Below are 4,828 nucleotides of genomic sequence, written 5' to 3'. Positions count from 1 at the left end.
GAATTCGAAGCAATCATGACCACACCGGCCAGTCAGGCCGCGTGACCGAAACTGTCACCTGATCGTGCAGCAGACCCGCCCCAGCAGCAGCCAGATGCTGGGGCGATCTGCGCTCACTAACTAACTCTGGCTGGTGAGCTTGCCTAACAAGCGGTGCACGTTTGTCAACCTTCCTTGCGTCTCGACAGCTGCCAAGAAGGTCCCTAGCCGCGCAGGCACGTCACTGCCCCCGGCGATATCTTCGTGTCGACGATCGGCGACACCTTCGGCACAGTCGCCATGCTCGGCAACGTCGCGGGACAAGCCACTGTCGGTTCGGAAGCCTGCGTCAGACCCGACCCGCCCGCCGGTTCTGCTTCTCGGCGTCGGCCAGTACTTCGACCTGCTCAGCCTGCTCGCGTTTGGCTGCCGCCGCGGCACGCTTGACCCTCGCGTCCTCGAGCGCGGCTTCGGCCGCAGCCGCCGCCTTCCCTTCGGCCTTGGCGATCCGTTGCAGACGTTGTTGTTCGGCGGATTTGACAGCCTCGCGCTTACGTTCGGCCTCGGCCCGGCTGGCCTTCGCGGCCTGAGCGATTCGCTTGTCGGCCTCTTCCGCCGCCTGCCGCTTACGCTGCTGCGCGCGCTCGCGCGCTTCCGCCACTGCGTCCTGCTTGGCGGCGATCGCTTCGTCGCGGTCGTCGGCGGCCTCTTCCAGCGAGTCCTCCAGCTGCGCGCCGGCCTCTTTGCGCCGTTGGGCGGCGTCCATGCTCCGCACGACAGCTTCGGCACGAACCTCGCTTCGGCGGGCCAGCGCCGCACCCCGCCGGCGCAGCGTGGAATCGCCCAGCACTCCGCCGACCGCAGCGTCCAAACCCCCGAGCGACCGCTCATAGATCAGCCGAGCGGGTGCTTCGGCGTCCAGGCGGACGATCCACCGATCCTCGATGAACTGCAGGGGAAACCGGGCCAGGCGGTATTGCATGCGCAAGACCTGTAACGGCAATTCGATGATACTCACGATATCTCCTTGGCTCTCAATGTCTTTCAGGACAAGTTGGTTCGATCACTGAGGGTCTCGGCGCGTTCGCGAAGGCGACGGGCCTCGGCTTGCCCTTCGTCCGCATCTCTCTGCGCGGCGCGATGTTCGGCGAGCGCGTCACGTGCCTCCCTGCCGGCTGCGGCGGTGTCGGCCGTTTCCCGGATTTCCGCCTGCCGTTCCTCGCGCTGCTCCTCGACGCTGGCGCGGACCTGCTCCTCGGCGGCGCGGTGCCGCGCTGTTTGTGTGGCTTGCTGGACCTGGTCCACCTGCCGCTGTTGTGCGGCGTCTTCCGCGGCGTCCGTGCCGGACCGCACCACGTCCCGGGCGCCGGCCGCCTGGTGGCGGGCCTGCGACGCCAGGCCGGTGACGGCGTCGGCTTCGGCGTCTGCGACCGCTTCGATGGCGTTGGCCTCCTTGCGGGCCCGCGCCTGCGCCTGCTCCAACTGCCCTTCGGCGGTCAATGAATCGTTGCCGGTCACCGCGCCGGCGATCTCTTTTGCTCTGCCCTTGATCGAATCGACCAGGCCTTTACGTGCCTCATCAGCTTTCTCGTGTTCGCCCATGACCATGCCATGCTCGTTTTGCGTCTCCTTCAAACACCGTTCGGTCGGGCCTGGGCCGTCCGTGAAGAGCCGACAGCGCGCTGAACAGGCACAAAGCATCGACAACGGCTGACGATCGAGCACCTGTGATGTGAGTCAACCCGCGTAGCCAACCGCGAGAGCTTTACACCGGATTCTCGCGCGCCACAGCGCGGTAGCTGCGCGCCCCCGCTCGGTCTACGGCAGCCCTGACCAAACCGAAGACGAGGCCCTGCACACCGGCGGCGAGCAGGGCTTGCCCGCCCGAGCGGTTCAGATCCTTGGGCCGGAGGTCCCTCTCCAGAGTCGTCGATCCGCTCCCACAACACACTGAAGACATTGCCGGCCACCAGGCCGCCCACCACGCTGAACGCAGCTGACAGCGGCGGATACAGTGACTTCGATATCTTGCTCATCGTTCTCCCTGGCACACCTGACGGTCCCGACTGGTCCGGGCCTCGGCTGAGAGTTACCCCGGCCGCGTCCACGTCAATCGCCCAAACCGCCTCAGCTCGAACGCCAAAGGCCTGCAGGCGTCAGGACAATCGCCGAGATCGCAGGATGGGCCGGAACGAATCGGCATCGGCCGCCGCCCAGTCGAAAGCCCAACTTTCCGGCGCCTGCTCGATGAGTTCACCGGGCGCCAACCACTCGTAGAGTTCCGCGTACGAGACCTGCTGGGTGGCCGAGACTTTCTTGCGCAGCAGATGCGGTGATAGCAGCGCCGGATCGGCGATGCCCATCGATCCCATGATTTTCATTGCCTGCTCGACAGTGGCCTTCTGGTAGCGATACACGCGCGCGCTCTTGTCGTCGACGTCCAGAGCTCGGGCCCGTCGCGGGTCCTGTGTGGCGACCCCGACCGGGCAGTGATTGGTGTGGCAGCGCTGCGATTGGATACAGCCGATGGCCATCATCATGGCGCGCGCAGCGTTGGTGTAGTCGGCGCCCTGAATGAGTCGTTTGATGATGTCGTTGCCCGCGGCAACCTTGCCGCTGGCGCCGATGCGTATGACGTCGCGCAGGCCGGTACCGACCAGTGCGTTGTGCACCGTCATCAATCCGTCGGTCAGCGGAAGCCCGACGTGGTCCTCGTATTCCAGTGGCGCAGCGGCTGTTCCGCCCTCCGCACCGTCGACGATGATGAAATCGGGAGTCACCCCCTCGGCGCGCATCGCTTTGCAGATCGCCAAGAAGTCCACCCGCGATCCCACGCACAGTTTGAATCCCACCGGCTTGCCGCCGCACAGTTCGCGAAGCCGACCCACAAACTGCACAAGCTCGCGTGGAGTTGAAAACGCCGAGTGCGCAGCGGGACTCACGCACTTCTCCCCCGCGGGCACGCCGCGATACTCGGCGATCTCCTTGCTCACCTTCGACGCGGGCAGCACACCGCCCACCCCAGGTTTGGCGCCCTGGCTCAGCTTGAGCGACACGCATTTGACCGCGTCGTGTGCGGCCTTGTCGGCGAACTGGTCAGGGTCGAAGTGTCCGTCGGCGGTGCGGGCGCCGAAATAGCCGGACCCGATCTCCCACACCACATCTGCGCCCCCGAGATGGTAGGGCGTCAGGCCGCCTTCGCCCGTATCGTGTGCGAAGCCTCCCCGTCGCGCCCCGGCATTCAGGGCTTTCAACGCGTTGGCCGAGAGCGCTCCGAAACTCATCGATGAAACGTTCAGCAGTGCCATGTCATAGGGCCGGGTGCAGTCTGGGCCCCCGATACGAACCCGGTAGGGCTGCGGCGGCGGTTCCACCGGTGCGGTCGAGTGCACCAGGTACTCGTACCCGGGCTCGTCGACATCCCGTTCAGTGCCGTACGACAGCTCGGCCGCGGTCCCTTTGGCCCGCTCATAGATGAGTGAGCGGATGTCGCGGTCGAACGGTCGGCCGTCAAAATTGCGTTCGATGAAGTACTGCTGCAGTTCCGGGCGCACCGCTTCAAGCAGGTATCGGATGTGTCCGATCACCGGGTAGTTGCGCAGCACAGAATGGCGTCGTTGCGTCACATCGAAGACGCCTACCGCGGCCAGCCCACCTACTGCCGCCGCCGCAATCCACCACACCCAACTACCGAAAAGCGCAGTAACGGCAAGGCCTGCCGCAACGGCGACCAACGCCGCGACGATTCCGAACCGAATCACATCAACCCTCTTCATCTGGCGGTCCACTGTCGGCGGAATACCCAGAATCGGTCCGTTCAGGCATCGGCGCCTCCAGATCGCCGGCACAAACATAGCTGTGCGCCCCACGGAGTGCCTTCGTTCGGGACGGGCAACCCCAACCGCGCGAGGGGCGTCGCTTCGCTCAGCGGCCCTCTCATCCGGACGCCATGAGCTGGCAATGTCTGAAATGGCTATGAATCGATCATGAAATTGGCATGTCGATCATTATGTGTCGCATATGAATACCTCGACGCACGTTCGAACCTGACTAGAATTGAATTTGAGAATACGCAGATAAACGTATTTGGATTCTGGAAAGGAAATTGAATTGTTGGGCGGCGGTATTACCAAGGGCGTCGTGGTTGCGTGCGGAGCCATCGTGTTGAGCTTGGGCTCGGCGGCGCCGGCGCTGGCTGCGCCCGAGGTGCAGAAATCGGCCCAGGCCACGATCAGCGAGCTAGAAGCACAGGGACTTCGACCGATACTCAACAAGGTCGGTAACGCACCCATCGAGCAATGTACGGTCATCGCGGTGCGCGACGGCACTGCCGTCAAGCACTCCTGGATACAGCGAGGACCTACCGGGAACGTCGGCAATCTCGTTCGGTACAAGACTGCGTACGTTGATCTCATGTGCAATCGATGAATGATGCCGGCGGGTATTCGAACCGCAATTCGTAGGCGGCTGCAGCAACTGTCGATTGCTGCCGACAAAACCGGTAGCAATTGTGTCGATTCGGCTCAACGCAACAGACTCCGCCGCCTGGAACGTACGACGCGCCCTTCGTCCCGAGCGCGGCGTCGGTACAGACGTCCCAGAACACTTCGATCTCGTAGCCGCCGGCCGCTCCCCATGCCGTCAGCGCGTTCGCATACCTCGTCTGCGACGCTTCGGTAGCGGACTCACGCATGCTGCACTCGGCACGGTCGACTCTCCCAGCAGCTTCGACCACCTGCGGTGGGGCGACACTCAGGAGCAGGTCGTGGACCTAGCCCGGATTTTTCGTGGAATGTTGACTGTGGGGGTGTGTAGATAAGCGAAAGTGCCTGTCCTGCAAGGAATAATT

At 64.0% G+C, this 4,828-nt stretch carries 4 protein-coding genes and 1 pseudogene; 1 reads left to right on the top strand and 4 read right to left on the bottom strand.

Translation table 11 applies throughout. The annotated features are described in order from the left end of the window. Nucleotides 1-328: 328 nt before the first annotated feature. The 4 genes and pseudogenes from ACJH6J_RS30030 to ACJH6J_RS30015 all read right to left on the bottom strand — a co-directional run bounded on the left by ACJH6J_RS30030 (nt 329) and on the right by ACJH6J_RS30015 (nt 3,740). A complete protein-coding gene (locus ACJH6J_RS30030) occupies nt 329-997 on the bottom strand; it encodes an IF2 family translation initiation factor (RefSeq protein ID WP_244872620.1) in 669 nt (222 codons plus the stop codon). A 26-nt stretch (nt 998-1,023) separates the two neighbouring features. Beyond that, nucleotides 1,024-1,581 (bottom strand): CsbD family protein, encoded by a 558-nt coding sequence (locus ACJH6J_RS30025; protein WP_212812415.1) that lies wholly within the window; start codon nt 1,579-1,581, stop codon nt 1,024-1,026. 163 nt (nt 1,582-1,744) lie between these two features. Next, a pseudogene (locus ACJH6J_RS30020) lies at nt 1,745-2,015 on the bottom strand (DUF4235 domain-containing protein). 120 nt (nt 2,016-2,135) lie between these two features. Further along, the gene (locus ACJH6J_RS30015) at nt 2,136-3,740 is read right to left on the bottom strand and encodes an FMN-binding glutamate synthase family protein (protein WP_371824558.1); all 1,605 of its coding nucleotides are present in this window, start codon (nt 3,738-3,740) and stop codon (nt 2,136-2,138) included. Between the two features lie 325 nt (nt 3,741-4,065). Between ACJH6J_RS30015 and ACJH6J_RS30010 the strand changes: the two genes are divergently transcribed. Continuing rightward, on the top strand, nt 4,066-4,407 hold the full coding sequence (locus tag ACJH6J_RS30010; protein ID WP_244872621.1) for a hypothetical protein: 342 nt from the start codon (nt 4,066-4,068) through the stop codon (nt 4,405-4,407). Nucleotides 4,408-4,828: the final 421 nt, after the last annotated feature.

It is taken from the genome of Mycobacterium sp. SMC-18 (assembly GCF_045310895.1).
GTDB lineage: Bacteria > Actinomycetota > Actinomycetes > Mycobacteriales > Mycobacteriaceae > Mycobacterium.
This window is presented reverse-complemented; position numbering and strand designations above follow the sequence as displayed.

Excerpts from the sequence above, each read along its gene's own strand:
- ACJH6J_RS30025 (WP_212812415.1), bottom strand. The coding sequence starts at position 1,581 with ATGGGCGAACACGAGAAAGCTGATGAGGCACGTAAAGGCCTGGTCGAT.